Genomic DNA, 16,929 nt, shown 5'->3' with positions numbered 1-16,929 from the left:
CTTACTTTGCACTATGGACAGACTGCTCTTTTAACGTTTGTAAAAAACTAGCGCCTGTTTTATATTCATTTGCTCGTAAAATAAACTTCTTCGCTGCCTGTAAACAAATCCGTTCTGCTCCCGCCCGAGCTTCATCACTTGAAATCGATGTAATATCTTTCACCTTTGCTAATCCAACAATGCGGCGAATCAACTCTAAACCCGTCACAGCCGCTGTATCCACTAACACAGATTGTAAATACCAACGATCAAAGCCAGTTTCCTTTGCCATAATCTCTGTTACATGCGTGCTCCACGCTTCTAAAAACTTCTTCTTAAACAAATCGATTACATCTATAATCGTAGACTCCAGCCAACTCATATAGGTATCTTTTTCCACTCCATCAACCATCGCTACATCTGCATTCACCCAAGCAAATATTAAATTTGCCATCACATTCCCAACGTCGTATCCCATCGGACCATAGAAAGCAAATTCTGGATCAATGACCTTTGTGGAGTCCTTTCGTACAAACACAGAGCCAGTATGTAAATCACCATGAAGTAGTGCCTGCGCATTCGTCATAAACGAAAACTTAAGCTTCGCTACTTCCATACGAAGTGCTTCATCTCCATATATATGCTCCCGAATCCAACCTTCATTTATCGAAAACAACTCATTGCGCTTGTTATGATCTGTAAATGGCTCCGAGTACACAAGATCCTCTGTAATCTCACATAACTCTGGATTGATATAATTCTTCACAAGTTCCTTTTTCTCTTTAGGATTCATCACTACATCAGATGTTAATAAAAGTGTGTTTACCATGAAAGTAGTTAAATCATCCGCAAGCTTTGGAAACATTTGATGGTTAATCAGTGCCGTCCGTAAAATCGTATGGTCTGATAAATCTTCCATCACACAGCAATTCATCATACTATCAAATAAATACACATCTGGTACAAGCCCAGATGCCAGCTTCCCCTCTAACTGTAAAACGTTTGACTCAATGCGAATTCGATTCGTAGACAACTTAAACTCATCTGAAATACGCGCCGTATCTCCGGCTTGCTTCACAATGACAGAAGTTCCTTTCTCCTTATCCCAAACACGAAACACATAATTTAAATTGCCATCCCCAATTTCCTTGCACTGCAAATCTTTTGCGTTTTCAAACATTGGTAACTTCTCTTTCACATACTCAATAACATTATTAGCTTCCATTAAAAAATACTCTGCGAACTTAGACATGGTTTCTCCCTCCACACTAAATGTAAGCGTTTTCTAAAAGCCGTAAAAATAATAGATTGAAAGTATTTTTTCAATCTATGTTATATGTTCTTTTTGTATCATATTTTGTTTGAAACGAACATCTAGTTTTTATTATAGCTTGTTGGGGATGGGAGTCAATGTTTTCCTATATGAAAATGAGAAGCTACTTTTGTATTTTAAGAGCTTCTTGCTTCCTTTTTATTTAATACGCTTTAACCCCTATCCATCTTACATAATGAGCAAAGTTCAAACATCCTGTACTCCATTGTGTTTTATTTATGGTACGGTTCACCGTATTTAATTCTAAATACTCACTGACATTTACTATTTATCTTTTTACTCCTTCTAGCTTCTCAATCCATAAACCAAAAACCTCTCGTTCCCATTCCGCTCATACACCCCAGGCAATCTAACTTCCTCTTTCAATTCAAATGCCGTTTGATTCTCTAAGAAAAAGATATAATCTTCCGATGGATAATATAAAATAATCTCTATTTCTCTCTCTACTTCCTCCACCGAAAGCAATATATTATTGATTACATTCATAAACACTTGCACTGAAAATGGATTAAAGAAATAAAATCGATTGTCACGCGGATCAATCTCATATTCTTGCGCTAAGCAACATTGAAATTGAATTTTATCTTTACTATTTCTCGATTTCTTCGCATAACGTTCTAAATTTCCCATTGCTTCTTTGTAGAACATCTCGTTCATTTCTATTCCAACAGCTGACGCACCACATGCATGATGAATATAGAAATTCAGCCGGCCTTTTCCGCATCCAAAATCAACAATCCGATCACTGCTTTTCATTTCATATTGATCTAATAATATTTCTAGCCCGCTATATGGCGTTGGTTCATAGCGATGATAATGCAGAGACTCATTGAATCCCTTTTGCTCTCCTACTGTTTTTATATTTAATATCGCATCATAATATTGTTCGTTCATTGATTTTCTCCTATTAAGAAATAATACTTTTTATTATACAACATAGAAAAAAAGCCTGATAAAATCAGGCTTTTACTTTAAACCAATATTATTTTAAAGCTTCCAACACAGTTTGCTTCATTATCTCTACTCCATCGATTATACAAGCGTGATCAAACTTCATATAAGGGTGGTGTAACCCGGGCTTTAAATTTGCCCCTAATCCTAACATAACAGCTTTTAAATGCGGCCTTTTGACCGTATAGTAATGAAAATCATCACTTCCTGTAGTAAAAAGTGGCGGTGTGCATCCGTCTTCTCCGTATATTTCAAGAATTCCTTTCCGCATGAGTTGTTCTGCCTCTTCCGATACCTCTGCCCCAGGTGCAATATCAACCCATTCGTAAGAAATCTTCGTTCCCATTGATTCAGCTGATTGAATGACATGTTCTATCTTGTTCGTTAACTCCTCTAGCAATACATTGCTCTCCGCCCTTACATCTAAACCGAATTGCCCATTTCCTGGAATGATATTTAAATTATCTCCACCAGCTTGGCATTTCGTCATTTTGACAGAGTATGATTTTTGCGGTGAGAGCCAGATGTTTTTTAATCCGATATTAATCATAGAAATAACATCAATTGCGTTCACACCTTGATGTGGTCGTGCCCCATGCGCATCATCCCCATGTATATTCGCTTCTAAAAATCCCGCTGCCCCATGCCAAATAGATGGTGCTGCTTTTTTTAAAGGTAATTCTTCAATTGGTCGTAAATGAACACCAAATAAGAAATCAGCGTCATCCACCGCTCCCTTCTCCACCATCTTTAAAGCACCATTTCCTTTTTCTTCTGCAGGCTGGAAAATAAATCGGACAGTTCCTTTTTGCCAATGCTCATTTTTCAACTGCAAAATAAGTCCCATCGCAATCGTCATATGAGCATCGTGACCACAAGAATGATTTGCTTTAAATTTCCCATCTACTTCTTGCCATAATGCATCCATATCAGCACGAATGGCGATAACTGGTTTCCCGTTCCCCATTTCAGCTATAACTCCAGGGCAATCATCAAATACTTTATATGAAACTCCTTCTTCTTCTAGAAATTTCGTAATATAGGCCGTTGTATTATATTCTTTCCAACTTATTTCAGGATTCTCGTGTAAATGCTGAAAAATTTCGTTTAAACGATCTTGAAGCTCTACTGTTTTCACTTTCCCTTTCTCCTTCCTAAATTCGAAGCAGTTTTCTCATTTATAAAAATCCTATTTCGAAAAACATATTGAATATTCACGCAAATGTCAAGAGATTGTCCCTTCATTTCTTTTGAAATATAATAAGGTAATTAAGATCAGAATTCTGAAAATTCTTTTAAAAAATTACTCATCATTAGTCTAATTAAGAATATATGCAACTTTAAATTTATGATACAAAGGACGTGGATTATACAATGAAAATTACAGCAATTCACCTTTATGCAATCCGTTTACCACTTCGTGATCCATTTATTATCAGCTACGGCACTTACCATGATATGCCTTCTATTATTATAAAAATTGAAACAGATGAAGGTATTGTCGGTTACGGTGAAGGAGTAGCCGATGATCACGTTACAGGCGAAACATGGGAAAGTACCTTTCAAGTTTTAAAACATACATTAGCTCCTGCCTTGCTAGGTGTGAATCCAATGAATATCGAGAAGATACATGACATCATGAATCAAACTATTTATAGTGTTCCTACCGCAAAAGCTGCGATTGATATTGCTTGCTTTGATTTAATTGGGAAAAAGTTAGATCAGCCTGTTTATCAATTGATTGGTGGCCGTTACCATGAAGTGTTTCCAATTACTCATGTTTTAAGTATCGCCTCCCCAGAAGCTATGGCAAAAGAAGCTGCTTCCATGATCAATAAAGGCTTTCGCTCTTTTAAAATGAAAGTCGGAACAGATGTCCAAAAAGATGTTGAGAGAATTGAAGCTGTACGTGAACGAGTAGGGAATGATATCGCAATTCGCGTGGATGTAAACCAAGGCTGGAAAAATAGCGCTACTACGTTAACTGCATTACGCTCACTCGGACACTTGAACATTGATTGGATTGAACAACCAGTTATAGCTGACGATATTAATGCAATGGCCTATATTCGCTCAAAAACAGACCTTCCACTTATGATTGACGAAGGACTAAAAAGTTCACGTGAAATGCGCCAAATTATTCAAATGCAGGCCGCTGATAAAGTGAATATTAAATTAATGAAATGTGGCGGTATATACCCCGCTGTGAAACTCGCTCATCAAGCTGAAATGGCCGGAATTGAATGCCAAGTTGGCTCCATGGTTGAATCATCTGTTGCATCTTCTGCTGGATTCCATGTTGCTTTTTCGAAAAAAATCATCACAAGCGTTGAACTAACAGGACCGTTAAAGTTCACGAAAGATATTGGAGATTTATATTACGACATACCATTTATTCGTCTAAACGAAAATCCAGGATTAGGCGTCGATGTCAATGAAGATATACTAAATGAATTAACCGTTTTTCAAGACGTTGTTCGCTAAAGGAGGACCACCACATGAACATTCTTTATGAAGGAACATTAAAACAAAACGAACAAAGATTCAAGGTCGCACCATTATCTTTCGATCACATCCAGCAAATTTTATCCTTACAAAATGTTGTAATTGAAGCATTAGAAAATACAGATAGCTTGCAACCTCTTACATTAGAAGAATATCAATATATATTAAACGGAAACGGCTTAATAATTGGTGCATTTGTAGATCAAGAGCTGATTGCGTTTCGTGCACTCTTAGTCCCATCTATTGATGACGAACATTTAGGGTTTGATATTGGTTTAACTGAGGATGATTTAGACCGTGTTATTTACCAAGAAATCTCAAATGTTCATCCAAAGTGCCGTGGAAACGGCATGCAGAAAATATTAGCAACAGTGATTATGGAACAATTAACACAAACAGACAGCAAATACGATTACGTTTGTTGTACAGTTGCGCCATTTAATATTCCGAGTTTGAAAGATAAGTTTGCGCAAGGGATGGAGATTGCGACGCTGAAGGAGAAGTATGGCGGGAGTATGCGGTATGTATTTGTGAAGGAATTGCGCAAGGATAAAGAAAGAGATTGGACGGATGTTAAGAACATTTCGATGAGTGATGCTAGCGAACAGCAGGCATTACTTTCAGAGGGTTATCGTGGATATGAGATGGAGAAAGTGGATGAGGCTTTCATTGTGAAATTTGGACGATAATATATATACAAAAAGAACCCTAATTCATTAGGGTTCTACTTTATTTCAAGCCACATATCCAGAGTAATAACTAAACCGTCATTTTCCAACTTGATAACGCTAACCAGTTTTCCATCTCCTTATAATCAGGCATTATCTTCCCAACAAGACGCCAAAAAGATCGATCATGATTTAAATGGACCATATGGCACATTTCATGAACAACTACATAGTCGATCACCCTCTGAGGTGCCATTGCTAGCTTCCAATTAAACGTTAACTGTAGATTTGAATCACAAGTTCCCCATGTACGGTTACTATCTGAAATACGGATTAAACGCGGCTTTGTTTTAAAGTTACTTTGATACGATTTAATACTCTTCTCTACTAACGCTTTACACTGTTTATAATAAAATCGTTTTAAAGCTTGTTGTATTTTCTCATTCTTAAGCTCTTTCACATAAATATGCAGCTTATCTCCTTCAAACACCGCATTATCTTGCTCAATACTTGTATCTTGAGAAATCTGTATCGGGTACGTGTTTCCTAAATACAGAAAGCCCTCTCCTTGATCATAAGCCTTTTCCTGTGACCCAAGCACTCTCTCCTGCATTTCCTTACGTGTTTTCTGAATCCAATCCCATTTCTCCTCTAACAACTGGATTATATATTCAACAGGCGTCCCTTTCGGAGCTTGCACCTCAACATTTCCGTAAGAATCTACAAAAAGACGTACTGATTTTTTCTTCTTGCAATTTATATGAAAATTGATTGTCTCACCTAAATATGTATGTATCATTTCATCACCTAGCGTATTTGTTCTTGTTATTTTTACAAATAAAAAAGAGTAGGCTACAAACTCCCTACTCTATCTATTATATCATTTACTGCTTTATCATAAATGCTACAATACTTATCCCTTATCCTCTATATTTAACAGCTAGTCCCTTTAAGAAATTCCTTGCGTATCTATCGCCGCACTCTTTGTAATTTTTATGACCTTCTTTTCTTAATAGAGCGCTTAATTCTCCTTTTGTTACGATGACTCCTACGTCTTCTAATATATCCAGCATATCTTCACTTGTTAATGATAGTGCTATCTTCAATTTTTTTAGAACGAGATTATTAACACTTCCATTACTCTTTAAAGACATCGCTTGTCTATCCGATTGCCCTGGTTTTGGATCTTGTTTTCCTCTTTTAAAAGTAATCAAACCATTCAAAAACGACTCTAACATAACATTATTGCATTTTATTTCGTAATCATTTTCAACTACATCACTATCATCGTCAACTTCATCATAGTAACTGTTTTTTAATTTTGTCAGCATCTTTCGCACTTCTTCTTTTGTTACTTCAACGCCACCAAGTTTAAACATCTCCACCATATCTATATCTTTTATATCCAGAGCATATCTTACTCTAATTAAAATATCATTATTGCTTATAGCCATTGTTTGTCCTCCTAAAATGTTGGTTATTTATCCAGCAGTCAAAGCGTATCCTCTAACATGCTTTAAACTATCATGTTTAATATAACTTTTTAGTTAATGTCCGCTAAATTAATACTTTAACACTTTACAGACATGTTTTATAGTCTTACCCAAATTAATACTTGTGAAGGTCATACTAAAAAACTCAAGAGGACCTTGAGTCTGAGGAAAGATCCAAATGATTTTTTGATTTATTCTCTTCTCCTTCCTTGCGCCTATAGATCTGGTCTATATTTATTAAACCCTGAGGTACGCTTATAAGACTCTTTCCACCGTTGCGTTAACGAAAAGAAAAAGCAGTACTTTGATCTCTCAAAAACACTGCTCATTTTCTGCTTTAAATTTATTTTAAACTCAACCAAGCCACACACTCCACATATGCAGAGTATATGTGGCAACACAAGGGTGCTGGTGGGTTTATTACATTCTTAAGACCTTTTTCTTTCAGAAAACAGACTTTATCAAAACAAAAGTTGTTGGCTGCAAGGGAACTTGAAACTGAATAAAATAAGCACACGTGAGTTGATGTGAATCATTTTCCCTCTAACTTTTTGAGAGTTACATCATTTCACTGTCCTCTGTCCCATCAACACTCTTTTCAAATTTATCAAGCAATGCACGCACTTCATCTGTTGATTTCGTGCTCATCAATTGATTTCTTAATTCAGCAGCTCCATGGAATCCTTTGACATAAATTTTGAAAAAGCGATGAAGCCCTGTGATTGAACGTGGCAGTACTTCCGCATATTGATCTTGAAGATCAAGCTGTAGTCTTAAAAGATCAAGGTGTTCTTTACTGGTATGCTCTTTCGGCTCTTTTTCAAAAGCAAAAGGATTTTTAAAGATACCTCGTCCGATCATAACGCCATCAATACCATATTTTTCAGCAAGCTGTAGCCCAGTTTGACGGTCAGGAATGTCTCCATTGATTGTTAGTAGCGTATTTGGTGCGATACGGTCACGTAATTTTTTGATTTCGGGAATTAGCTCCCAATGCGCATCTACTTGGCTCATTTCTTCTCTTGTACGTAAATGAATAGAAAGGTTCGCAATATCCTGTTTTAAAATATGCGTTAACCACTCCTCCCACTCATTTAGCTCCTTAAAGCCAAGTCGTGTTTTCACGCTGACAGGCAGTCCGCCCGCTTTTGCTGCTTGAATAAGTTCTGCGGCAACGTCTGGACGCAGAATAAGGCCACTACCTTTTCCTCTTGATGCCACATTCGGTACAGGGCAGCCCATATTAATATCGATGCCTTTAAATCCTAGCTCTGCCATGCCAATACTCATTTGACGGAAATATTCGGGATTATCCCCCCAAATATGTGCCACCATTGGCTGTTCATCTTCTGTAAAAATCAAACGGCCACGCACACTTTTCATACCCTCTGGATGACAATAGCTATCCGAGTTTGTAAACTCTGTGAAAAATACATCCGGTCGACCGGCTTCACTTACTACGTGACGAAAAACAACATCTGTCACATCTTCCATTGGTGCAAGTACAAAAAATGGTCGTGGTAAATCACGCCAAAAATTATCTATCATTTCAAACTCAAATCCTCTCACTATGGATACAACTTCAAACTCTCGGTCAAAAAATATAAAGCCAAATGTTCCACTTCTTTTACACTTATATCATGCTTAATAACTTATTATCAAACACAAGTACATTTGGACATTTATAATTTGTGAAAAACTATCGTGAAAATCGGCAATGTTTATTTTAACTAAAGTCGGTCCTGAATGGTATTTTTATAAACAAAAAAGCAGATGGTATAGATTTTTTCTATATCAACTGCTTTTCTATTATACCAACTCCAACCAAGCCACACACTCCACATGCGTAGTATGCGGGAACATATCCACAGGCTGTACTTCCTGCGTCTTATATCCGCCTTCTTCTAATACTTTTAAGTCACGTGCTAGTGTTGCTGGATTACATGATACATATACAACGCGTTTTGGCTTCATATCGATGATCGTGTTTAATAGTGCCTCATCGCAGCCTTTACGCGGCGGATCGACGACGATTGTATCAGCAATTACGCCTTCTTTATACCAGTTTGGAATGACTACCTCTGCTTCTCCTACTGCAAATTCAGCGTTTGTCATGTTGTTTAATGCAGCATTTCGATTTGCGTCTTCAATTGCTTCTGGGACGATTTCAACGCCGTATACTTTTTTCGCTTTTTGCGCTAGGAATAGCGAGATTGATCCGATTCCGCAGTATGCGTCGATTACTGTTTCATTTCCATCTAATTTTGCATATTCTAATGCTTTGTCATATAGCACTTTCGTTTGTTCTGGGTTTACTTGATAGAAAGAACGTGCTGAGATAGCAAATTTAATATCACCGATAAAATCATAAATATATTCTGATCCATATAGGACTGTTGTTGTGTCTCCGAAAATTACGTTTGTACGTTTCGTGTTTACGTTTTGAACAATTGATTTTACATTTGGGAACTTCGCTGTAATTTCTTCGATGATCGCCTTTTTGTTTGGAAGCTCTGCCGTACGTGTAATGAAGACAAGCATAATTTCCCCTGTTACTTGTCCGTACCTAGCCATTACGTGGCGAAGTGTTCCTTTATGACGTTCTTCGTTGTACGCTGTGATGCCATGCTTTTCACAAATACGTTTTACTTCTTGAATTAATGCATCATTTTCTTCTGCTTGAATTAAGCATGTTTCCATATTAATGATGTCATGTGTTCCTTGGCGATAAAAACCAGCTACAAGCCCGCCTTCACGTTCTCCAATCGGTACTTGTGCTTTGTTTCGATAAACCCACGGATTCTCCATACCAAGAACAGGATGAACTGGTACGTCGTGCAGTCCACCGATGCGCTGCATTACGTCACGCACTTGTTTTTCTTTCGCCTTTAGTTGTCCTTCATATGTTAAGTGCTGAAGCTGACAACCGCCGCATTGGTTGTAAACTGGGCATTTTGCATCTTTACGATATGGACTTTCTGTATGAAGCTTCGTTAAACGGCCAAATGCGAAGTTCTTCTTTACTTTAATAATTTTAATTTGTGCTTCTTCACCTGGTAACCCGTTTTTTACGAAAATAGGATATCCTTTCACTTTCGCAACACCGGCACCATCATGTGTTAAATCTTCAAATACTACATCTATAAACTCGTTCTTTTCAACTGGTGGCGTCATTTTATTACTCATTTTCCGACCTCTCTTTTTCATAACACTGCGTTACATTTTACCATACTCATATGCTCTTTATCCATTGGAAGAAAAAAAGCTATTGACGAATTTTGTTGACTAATGTTACGCTACTAATAATTTAATACGGACGATGTTCCCTCATATATACTTGATAATATGGATCGAGAGTTTCTACCCGGCAACCGAAAATTGCTGGACTATGGGGAAAACTAATGAATATTAGCTTGTTTGTGTATACAAAGACTCATATTGATTAGCTTTCTCTCATAGATGAAAGTGAATCCATATGGGTCTTTTTTTATTTTTCACTTTTCTAAAAGGTCAGACATCTTACGTATGACATAAAACCTCTCCTATTTTAATTATATATATTCATTTTGACTTTTCAGTATATCGTTTAGCTATGAAGAATAAAAAATGGCCTGCTCTTGTTTTCTCTTTTTGGTTTCACTTGGCACGGGGCTAAAAAAGGCTCTGACCGCTTCTATGCTTGATCGGATCCTCTCTTCCATCTAAAAAGAAAGGGTTTTTATGTCGGTTTTTCAAATTGTATTTATATAGTTATATAATGAGCGTTTTATGTAAAAACTTTATACGAACTTCTGAAAGGGGCAACTACATGCAATATGTAATGAGCGTTATCGGCATTCTTGTCGTGTTAGGTTTATGTTTTGCTTTGTCAAACAACAAAAGTAAAATCAACTTCCGTGCAATTGCTATTATGATTGGTTTCCAAATTTTAATTGGTTGGTTTATGTTTGGCACAAAAATTGGTCAACAGATCATCATTTTAATTAGTAAGGTTTTCAACAAACTAATTAAACTTGGTACGACAGGTGTCGATTTTCTCTTTAATGGAATTCAAAGAGACTTTGTCTTTTTCTTAAATGTATTATTAATTATTGTCTTTTTCTCAGCACTACTTTCTATTTTCAGTTATTTAGGTGTTTTACCATTCATCGTTCGAATTGTCGGCGGTGCAATTTCCAAAATTACTGGTTTACCACGCGTTGAATCATTCCATGCGGTAAACTCTGTATTCTTTGGTTCAAGCGAAGCATTAATCGTTATTAAAAATGACCTACAGCATTTTAATAAAAACCGTATGTTCATCATTTGCTGTTCAGCAATGAGCTCCGTTTCAGCTTCTGTTACAGCATCATACGTAATGATGTTAGATGCGAAATACGTACTAGCAGCTCTGCCACTGAACTTATTCTCTAGCTTAATTGTTTGTTCTTTATTAACACCAGTTGATACAAAGAAAGAAGAAGAAACAGTTCAGAAATTCGATAGAAGTCTATTTGGAGACAGCTTTATCGGTGCAATGATTAACGGTGCATTAGATGGTTTAAAAGTAGCCGGTATCGTTGCTGCTTTAATGATCGCCTTTATCGGTGTGATGGAAGTTGTAAACTATGTAATTAGCGCAGCTTCAGGCGCAATGGGCCATGCGATTACACTGCAACAAATCTTCGGTTACATTCTTGCACCATTTGCATTCCTAATGGGTATTCCAGCTCACGATATTATCCCAGCTGGCGGAATCATGGGAACAAAAATTGTTTTAAATGAATTTGTGGCTATTCTTGATTTAAAAGAAGTTGCAAAAACATTATCTCCACGTACAGTTGGAATCGTTACCGTATTCTTAATTAGCTTCGCAAGTATTAGCCAAATCGGTGCGATCGTTGGTACAATTCGTGCCCTTTCCGAAAAACAAGGAAGTGTCGTATCTAAGTTTGGTTGGAAAATGCTATTTGCATCAACACTTGCTTCTATTTTATCCGCTACGATTGCTGGATTATTTATTTAACAATGAATTACCCTATCCTTCCTTCCATTTTGGAATGTTGGGGTGATTTTTTTATGAGCGAAGGTCACCAATCTGCAAATGAAATGTAATCATATGCAATATTGCATACATTTTTCAATACGATTTTTCTTTTTTATATTAAGAAATATATATATACTAGTATTGGCCAGAAGATGTATTCTGTCTGTTTACAGTGAAAGAAATATCCAACAACAAAAACCCAAAAGTAAAAAAAGCGTTTTTAAAGATACCTCCGAAATTAGCTATTTTTCGGAGGTATCTTTTTTCATAAGGCAATCTATAACTACAATTGTTTTTATTTACAAAATTTTATATAAGACAAATTCCATGCAATTGAACTGCATTTTTGTCGAATTCTCCCAAAAGAGATATTCCCCTCTATATTTCATAGTGATATGATAGACAAGGGTATGATTCAAATAGAAATATTTGAATCAATAATCTCTTATAACAAGACAAATAGAGAAATTATTACATATAAGAGACAAAACTAAAAACACAATAGAAGGATGATATTATGAAGAAATATGCATGTATCGCTTTGCTTTCTTCTGCTATTCTCGTAGGTTGTGACACTAGCACTACTAGTGAAAAACAGACAAAAGAAGCAACTTACAAGAGCCAAAAGGAGACGAAAGAAGTACAAGCCAAAGCAGTAGAAATACCTGTAACTCAAGGACTCATTTCATGGGATCCATTTGAATACAATGCAAAGAATACGACACTTTATACAAAGAACTTAAGAGATTCATTTAAGGAAGTGCGTTACAATATTTGGCGTACAGCTGATGGACCTACAAGTAAACAAACCTTTGTATCACAAGAAAAAGCGCGTGATTTTGCTCTCCCATTTTATTTACAATCATTTCATTTAAAACGTGGAGAATTTCAAATTGAAACAGTGGGATTAAAAAATGACAACACTGAAGTTCCTCTAGTGAAATCTACGATTACATTCCAGCAGTATGCACCTTTCCTTATGTACCATGCTATTGAAAAATATCCTGGACCAGGTGATGGCGATTTAGGTTTATATGTACCACCAGAACAATTTGAAAAACATATGCAATATTTAAAAGATAACGGTTATACAATGTTAACGTTTGAACGTTGGGGCGAGGTAAATCGTGTCAATAAACCTGTCTTTGTGACAATGGATGATGGCCGAAAAAATAATATGAACGCTCTTCATATTTTGCAAAAATTAAAAGATGATAAATTCCAACCAGCAGCAACCGAATTCCTCGTTTCAAGTACTATTGATACACCAAATCGTCTTACGACAGATGATATAAAACAAATGCTTGATTCGGGTATTTTTTCCATTCAATCTCATACTGCTAATCATGCAATGATGGCTTATACAAGTAATTATGATGAAGAATTACGTGTATCTAAAGAAAAAATTGAAAATCTTACAGGCAAAAAAGTGATCGCCCTTGCCTATCCAGTAGGTTCTTATAATGACCCAGCTGTGGAAGAAACAAAGAAACATTATGAATTTGCGGTAACTACCGATCATGGAACTCATATTACAAAAGGCACACCAAATGAACAATACTTAATTAAGCGACATTTTGTTGGCCCTAATACAACAATGGCGCAGTTTACATCACTTGTGAAAGAAAAATATTAATCGTTTTTTAGGCTGCTTTCATGAAAAAGTAGCCTTTTCTTTTATTTATTTTTCCAACTTTAAAATTAGCTTAAATTTTAGCCTTGAACATTTAGCTCCACTTTTATAAATGTTATAATTTGTAAAAAGATTAATGGAGGTACAAATGAAATTACATGCTCTTTTTGATTTCCTACATTTATTATTTTTCAGCATAAAAAGTCATTATGTTCTCGGCATCCCTAGTTATGTATTTTTAATTCCTTTCATTTTTGTTGTTGGCTACATGATCATAACGCTGAACAAGCCTGCAAAAAGTAAAAGACTTCGAAGTAGAGAAACATCTTAACTATTTGTTTCTTTGAACTACCATCACTTTACTATAACGATATAAAGTGAAACTTTAATCAGCCCGACCTCTTCATTTCTCTCTGAATCTTAAGGTGAGGGTCTTACTGCCCGTTCATGCGGGGAAAAAGTGAATACACAATAGAAGGTGATCGTTATGAAAAAATATGCAGCTATTGCTTTATGTACATCTGCCATTCTAGCAGGGTGTAATTCTAACAATACAAATAATGAACCTAAAAAAGAGAAAATGGTTCAAGAACAGCCAAAAAAGCAAGTAGAAAAAGTGCAACCACAGGGTACAATATCTTGGAGTTCTATTACACATGAATCCACAAATACAGCTATCCATATAACGGATTTAAAAGATTCTTTAACCGAGGTACAATATAAAATTTGGCGAACTGCTGATGGAAAAGAAAGCGCAAAATTATTTTCATCCAAAGATAAAAACAAACAGTTTGCAATTCCTTTTGATATTAAAGAATTTGACGGAAAACGTGGTGAATATCAAATTGAAGCATCTGGTTTAAAAGAAGGTGGAAAAAGTATTCTGCTCACAACATCCACCATCACGTTTCAGCAGCATGTTCCTGTCTTAATGTATCACGCGATTGAGGATTATTATGGTCAAGGAATAAAAGGCTTATTTGTCTCACCTGCGAACTTCGAAGCGCAAATGAAATATTTAAAAGAAAACGGCTATACATTATTAACGTTCGAACGTTGGAATGATATTAATAAAGTAAATAAACCAATTCTTGTTACGTTTGATGATGGTATGAAAAATAATATGAATGCATTTCATATTCTACAAAAGTTAAAAGACGATACATTTAAGCCGACAGCAACCGAATATATGATTGTTGATAACATCGATGCAGAAGGCTCCTTATCCACCGCGGATATAAAAGAAATGGTTGATTCGGGTATTTTCTCTGTCCAATCTCATACAGCAACACATGCTGATTTACCGAAAATCACAAACTATGAGGGAGAGTTAAAGGGTTCAAAAGAAAAGCTTGAAAAGATCACTGGTAAACCTGTCATTGCAATTGCATACCCGTTTGGTCATGTAAATGATAAAGTTGTAGAAGAAACAAAGAAATATTATCAATTTGCGACAACGACAAAACCAGGACAGTTCATTACAAAAGGTGAGCCAGATGAACTGTTAAAAATGAAACGCGTTCGTATGCACAACACTACTACAGTTGAACAGTTTGCTACTTCTATTAAATAAACTTGGGTTTACTACCCATAAATAATCGAGTAAGAATAAAGATTATTATAACTAGAAAAATGAGTACGATACTTTTCATATCGCACTCATTTTTTTAATAACTCTTAACGATATGGGATAATTTCAATAAGGAAATCGTTTACTACTATTAAATTTTTATAAACTTACCATTGAATTTAGTAAAAGAAAAGCCATTAAATTTTTCGTTATAGGTTGCTTTATGATCTTTCAGAATTCCAATCGCTACTGCTTCCCCGAGCTTTAAGCCTTCTATCGTGTCAGAACGCCAATGAACACCAGCTGTACCACGGCCAATCCCAATATTGGTAGCAAGCTTATTCAATTCCCCTCCGACTTTCAAAGGTTGTCCTGAATAAGAGAGCAAAGAAAGACCATCAGAACTCGCTACAACTGGTTTTGGAATGACAAACAATTCATTAAAAAAGGCTTTCAATACAGTGACACCAGCTCCCATAAGAGTTGCATGTCCCGCAGGGTATGCAGGATGAGTCGGACAGCCTTCAGGATACGCTAACGGGAGTAAATACGTTCCAAACTTGCTAAATACTTCGGAAATAACTTGCGAATTTAATAACTCTGGATGAATCGGATAATGAGTATCACCTGTTAGCTGATTATGAACACGCCCTCCAAACTCTTCAGGGCGGATTCTGCAATGAACTAAAAACTTTTGACACCATGCCGCTTCAAGTGCTGCCTTTGCCGTCTTACCCACTAAATCCAAAATATGAGGGGCACCGAAGGTAACAAAACCATTCTGAGTTTTTGAATGTAAGTAGGGGTTATTGGATGATAATGCTCCTTTTCCAAAGCTAAGTAATATCAAACACGCAGAAAGACAAGCTTGGTAGGAAAAATCTTGATGAACAAATTCAGCTAGGTCACGACCATTACGAATATAACGAGTGACTGTATCAAATATAATTTCCTTCGGAGATAAACCATTTTGGATATCCAGCCATTCTTGGTAAGCAATCATATAATCTTTATCAGATACAGTAGTACGATATTTTTGAATCATTGTTGTAGCTCCATAGGGAACATCTTGCCATAAAAATTGAGAAATATAAGGTCCTATCAGACCACCAGGTATTCCACCACGAAACAAAGTCTCTGTAGTAACGCTACCATTAACTTTAGGTCCATGGAAATCCGACAAACTTGATAATTCAGAAGCCGCTGCTAAAGTAAGAGAATTACTATTATATTCAGCAAAAGGCACATCACGTGTCAATGCCTGCCAGTACAGTTCAGTCATTTCACTTGCTTCCCAGGCACTACTAAAAGCTGGAGGTACCGCGATACTTAAATGGTGAGAATCCGGTCCTTCTAGCCCATAAGCATAAGCTGCTTGTGGATTGGCAAGCTTCACTACACCACCAAGCGTTAAACATTCAAAAGCATCTGGCTTTCCCTTCTTAAGTGCCTCAATCCATTTTTTATAAGCATAAATATCAACTTCCCCTAAAGAATTATGTGGTAAAGCCTTGGAGAAGCTAGCAATTTTATTATCAAACAATTCTTCATCTCCGTTACAGAATTGAACTGGAAGAGGAATACCTTTTTGATAATCTGCAGCTTGAAAACGAACTCGGAATGCCTTATCACAACGCTCATATGGGGACATAGGTCCTATCTCACAATTCTTTTCTATATATGGATAACAATCTTTTCTATTTCGATTCGGATTTCGTCCCATTTTATCAACCTTTCACACTACATACTCATAACCATTTTCTTTCAAATC

The 16,929-nt window shown here is 36.3% G+C and carries 13 protein-coding genes and 1 riboswitch; of the genes, 5 read left to right on the top strand and 8 right to left on the bottom strand.

Annotation, left to right across the window (positions count from 1 at the left end; translation table 11 throughout):
* Position 1: 1 nt before the first annotated feature.
* From mtnK to ORL93_RS18705, 3 genes are all read right to left on the bottom strand, one after another.
* Complete coding sequence (gene mtnK, locus ORL93_RS18715; RefSeq protein ID WP_040119090.1) at positions 2-1,231, bottom strand: S-methyl-5-thioribose kinase; 1,230 nt, start codon at positions 1,229-1,231, stop codon at positions 2-4.
* 366 nt (positions 1,232-1,597) lie between these two features.
* The gene (locus ORL93_RS18710; protein WP_098161242.1) at positions 1,598-2,206 is read right to left on the bottom strand and encodes a class I SAM-dependent methyltransferase; all 609 of its coding nucleotides are present in this window, start codon (positions 2,204-2,206) and stop codon (positions 1,598-1,600) included.
* A gap of 88 nt (positions 2,207-2,294) precedes the next feature.
* Positions 2,295-3,401: a M20 peptidase aminoacylase family protein gene (locus tag ORL93_RS18705; RefSeq protein ID WP_018782618.1), complete on the bottom strand. Its 1,107-nt coding sequence runs from the start codon at positions 3,399-3,401 to the stop codon at positions 2,295-2,297.
* A 236-nt stretch (positions 3,402-3,637) separates the two neighbouring features.
* On the opposite strand from ORL93_RS18705, the gene ORL93_RS18700 reads away from it, so the two are divergent.
* Both ORL93_RS18700 and ORL93_RS18695 read left to right on the top strand, forming a co-directional pair.
* Positions 3,638-4,747 carry a mandelate racemase/muconate lactonizing enzyme family protein gene (locus ORL93_RS18700; protein ID WP_098161243.1) on the top strand — a complete coding sequence of 370 codons (1,110 nt, stop codon included), beginning with the start codon at positions 3,638-3,640 and terminating at the stop codon, positions 4,745-4,747.
* A gap of 14 nt (positions 4,748-4,761) precedes the next feature.
* Positions 4,762-5,457 (top strand): GNAT family N-acetyltransferase, encoded by a 696-nt coding sequence (locus ORL93_RS18695; RefSeq protein ID WP_265959365.1) that lies wholly within the window; start codon positions 4,762-4,764, stop codon positions 5,455-5,457.
* 70 nt (positions 5,458-5,527) lie between these two features.
* Here ORL93_RS18695 and ORL93_RS18690 read toward each other — a convergent pair whose 3' ends face one another.
* The 4 genes from ORL93_RS18690 to rlmD form a co-directional block, all read right to left on the bottom strand.
* Positions 5,528-6,235 (bottom strand): M48 family metallopeptidase, encoded by a 708-nt coding sequence (locus ORL93_RS18690; RefSeq protein ID WP_097795232.1) that lies wholly within the window; start codon positions 6,233-6,235, stop codon positions 5,528-5,530.
* Positions 6,236-6,356: 121 nt separating this feature from the next.
* Positions 6,357-6,890: a YehS family protein gene (locus ORL93_RS18685; protein ID WP_003205667.1), complete on the bottom strand. Its 534-nt coding sequence runs from the start codon at positions 6,888-6,890 to the stop codon at positions 6,357-6,359.
* Between the two features lie 597 nt (positions 6,891-7,487).
* On the bottom strand, positions 7,488-8,477 hold the full coding sequence (locus tag ORL93_RS18680; RefSeq protein ID WP_265959364.1) for a tRNA dihydrouridine synthase: 990 nt from the start codon (positions 8,475-8,477) through the stop codon (positions 7,488-7,490).
* A gap of 261 nt (positions 8,478-8,738) precedes the next feature.
* On the bottom strand, positions 8,739-10,115 hold the full coding sequence (gene rlmD / locus ORL93_RS18675) for a 23S rRNA (uracil(1939)-C(5))-methyltransferase RlmD (protein ID WP_265959363.1): 1,377 nt from the start codon (positions 10,113-10,115) through the stop codon (positions 8,739-8,741).
* Between the two features lie 121 nt (positions 10,116-10,236).
* Positions 10,237-10,338, top strand: a riboswitch (purine riboswitch).
* Positions 10,339-10,737: 399 nt separating this feature from the next.
* Here rlmD and ORL93_RS18670 point away from each other — a divergent pair.
* The 3 genes from ORL93_RS18670 to ORL93_RS18655 all read left to right on the top strand — a co-directional run bounded on the left by ORL93_RS18670 (position 10,738) and on the right by ORL93_RS18655 (position 15,161).
* Positions 10,738-11,934 carry a NupC/NupG family nucleoside CNT transporter gene (locus ORL93_RS18670; protein WP_018766499.1) on the top strand — a complete coding sequence of 399 codons (1,197 nt, stop codon included), beginning with the start codon at positions 10,738-10,740 and terminating at the stop codon, positions 11,932-11,934.
* 538 nt (positions 11,935-12,472) lie between these two features.
* Entirely contained in the window at positions 12,473-13,591 is a 1,119-nt protein-coding gene (locus ORL93_RS18665; protein WP_265959362.1) for a polysaccharide deacetylase family protein, read from the top strand.
* Positions 13,592-14,075: 484 nt separating this feature from the next.
* Positions 14,076-15,161 carry a polysaccharide deacetylase family protein gene (locus tag ORL93_RS18655; RefSeq protein WP_265959361.1) on the top strand — a complete coding sequence of 362 codons (1,086 nt, stop codon included), beginning with the start codon at positions 14,076-14,078 and terminating at the stop codon, positions 15,159-15,161.
* A gap of 148 nt (positions 15,162-15,309) precedes the next feature.
* Here the strand turns inward: ORL93_RS18655 and ORL93_RS18650 are convergent, their stop codons facing one another.
* Positions 15,310-16,881, bottom strand: coding sequence for a vanadium-dependent haloperoxidase (locus tag ORL93_RS18650; RefSeq protein WP_265959360.1), 1,572 nt, complete (start codon positions 16,879-16,881; stop codon positions 15,310-15,312).
* Between the last annotated feature and the right edge of the window lie 48 nt (positions 16,882-16,929).

The organism is Bacillus sp. DHT2 (assembly GCF_026241455.1).
GTDB classification, from domain to species: Bacteria; Bacillota; Bacilli; order Bacillales; family Bacillaceae_G; genus Bacillus_A; species Bacillus_A pseudomycoides.
Note: the sequence above shows the minus strand (reverse complement) of the source record. Positions and strands in the feature narration are given on the sequence as shown.

Bases quoted from the DNA above. Each gene is read 5' to 3' on its own strand.
- rlmD (WP_265959363.1), bottom strand. From the start codon at position 10,115: ATGAGTAATAAAATGACGCCACCAGTTGAAAAGAACGAGTTTATAGAT.
- ORL93_RS18680 (WP_265959364.1), bottom strand. From the start codon at position 8,477: ATGATAGATAATTTTTGGCGTGATTTACCACGACCATTTTTTGTACTT.
- ORL93_RS18710 (WP_098161242.1), bottom strand. From the start codon at position 2,206: ATGAACGAACAATATTATGATGCGATATTAAATATAAAAACAGTAGGA.
- ORL93_RS18690 (WP_097795232.1), bottom strand. From the start codon at position 6,235: ATGATACATACATATTTAGGTGAGACAATCAATTTTCATATAAATTGC.
- ORL93_RS18700 (WP_098161243.1), top strand. From the start codon at position 3,638: ATGAAAATTACAGCAATTCACCTTTATGCAATCCGTTTACCACTTCGT.
- mtnK (WP_040119090.1), bottom strand. From the start codon at position 1,231: ATGTCTAAGTTCGCAGAGTATTTTTTAATGGAAGCTAATAATGTTATT.
- ORL93_RS18665 (WP_265959362.1), top strand. From the start codon at position 12,473: ATGAAGAAATATGCATGTATCGCTTTGCTTTCTTCTGCTATTCTCGTA.
- ORL93_RS18695 (WP_265959365.1), top strand. From the start codon at position 4,762: ATGAACATTCTTTATGAAGGAACATTAAAACAAAACGAACAAAGATTC.
- ORL93_RS18650 (WP_265959360.1), bottom strand. From the start codon at position 16,881: ATGGGACGAAATCCGAATCGAAATAGAAAAGATTGTTATCCATATATA.
- ORL93_RS18670 (WP_018766499.1), top strand. From the start codon at position 10,738: ATGCAATATGTAATGAGCGTTATCGGCATTCTTGTCGTGTTAGGTTTA.
- ORL93_RS18685 (WP_003205667.1), bottom strand. From the start codon at position 6,890: ATGGCTATAAGCAATAATGATATTTTAATTAGAGTAAGATATGCTCTG.
- ORL93_RS18655 (WP_265959361.1), top strand. From the start codon at position 14,076: ATGAAAAAATATGCAGCTATTGCTTTATGTACATCTGCCATTCTAGCA.